The following is a 1011-nucleotide window of genomic DNA, read 5'->3' on the forward strand; positions in this document are numbered from 1 at the left end:
CGCGCCGCGCCGGGCTGCTGCCGTCGGGGCCCTTCGCAGTCACCGCGGCGACGTGGGCTGCTCGCGGAGTCGCCGCGTAGCCCCGCGCGCCGGCGTCAGCTCGCGGCGAGCCGCTGCTTCTCGGCCTCGACGTCGAAGGTCGCGGCGGGCCACTGCGGGTCGATGTCCTCCAGCGCCTCGAGCAGCAGATGCTGCACCGCGAGGCGCGCGTACCACTTGCGGTCTGCCGGCACCACGTACCACGGCGCGTGCTCGGTCGACGTGCGCTCGAACACCGTCTGGTACGCGGCCATGTACTGCGGCCAGAGCGCGCGCTCGTCAATGTCGCCGGGGTTGTACTTCCAATGCTTGTCGGGGCGCTCGAGCCGCTCCATGAGCCTCGACTTCTGCTCCTCGGGCGAGATGTGCAGCATGATCTTCACGACGCGGGTCCCGGCATCCGTCGCGCGCTTCTCGAACTCGGTGATCGCCCCGTAGCGGCGCTCGATCTCGTCGGGCGGGGCGAGCTCGCGCACGCGGCCGATCAGCACGTCCTCGTAGTGCGAGCGGTCGAAGACCCCGATGATGCCGGGCTCGGGGAGGCGGCGCTCGATGCGCCAGAGGAAGTCGTGCTCGAGCTCTTCGGGGGTGGGCTTCTTGAACGCCGCCAGGTCGATGCCCTGCGGATCGACCGACCCGACGACGTGGCGGATGATGCCGCCCTTGCCCGCCGAGTCCATCGCCTGCAGCACCAGCAGCACCGATGCGTGCGTCGCCTCGACGCGGCTGCAGGCGTAGAGGCGCTCCTGGTACTCGCTGAGCTGCTCAGCTCCCGATGAGAGATCGTCGGCGGCCTGCACCTTGTCCTTCTCATAGCCCGGCGTCGCGCGCGGGTCGACGTCGGCGAGCACGAACCCTTCGTCGACGCGCAGCAGGTCGTGCACGTCCCCGATCCAGTGCTTCTGGCTCTTGGCGATCATGCAGCCATCATGGCGGCACGCGCACGCGCCGTCGAGCGCCGGGCCGCGCGCG

Annotated in this window: 1 protein-coding gene; it reads right to left on the bottom strand. The window is 70.7% G+C overall.

Translation table 11 applies throughout. From position 1 onward, the window contains the following. Window positions 1-95: 95 nt before the first annotated feature. Window positions 96-959, bottom strand: a complete 864-nt coding sequence (locus tag EIO58_RS18515) for a polyphosphate kinase 2 family protein (protein WP_127820612.1) — start codon at window positions 957-959, stop codon at window positions 96-98. Window positions 960-1011 lie beyond the last annotated feature (52 nt).

The organism is Microbacterium sp. CPCC 204701 (assembly GCF_004010105.1).
In the GTDB taxonomy this organism is placed as follows: Bacteria; Actinomycetota; Actinomycetes; order Actinomycetales; family Microbacteriaceae; genus Microbacterium.

Excerpts from the sequence above, each read along its gene's own strand:
- EIO58_RS18515 (WP_127820612.1), bottom strand. The coding sequence starts at position 959 with ATGATCGCCAAGAGCCAGAAGCACTGGATCGGGGACGTGCACGACCTG.